We start from the raw sequence: 213 nt of genomic DNA on the forward strand, positions 1-213 counted from the left end.
TCTTGCTTTTGATGGCTTCGAGATCGGCGTTAGCATAACCTTTGGGGTTCTGGAGGAGTTGCACGCGCTGTTCTTCGGCGGTGCTGAGTGCCTGGTTGAGGCGTTTTTCTTCAGCGAGGAGGGCGGGGGGAAGGTCGGCTTTGAGGTCGAATTGTGCTTCGGTGAGAATTTCGGTGAGGGTGCGGGCGCGGGAACTTTCGCTGGCTTGGAAGG

The 213-nt window shown here is 57.7% G+C and carries 1 protein-coding gene; it reads right to left on the minus strand.

Features of this window, described 5'->3' with window-relative positions:
- On the minus strand, positions 1 to 213 hold a 213-nt coding region (locus JUI58_RS00690; protein ID WP_204101828.1), incomplete at both ends, for a hypothetical protein.

The sequence above is a fragment of the Spirulina sp. CCY15215 genome, assembly GCF_016888125.1.
Classification (GTDB): domain Bacteria; phylum Cyanobacteriota; class Cyanobacteriia; order Cyanobacteriales; family Spirulinaceae; genus CCY15215.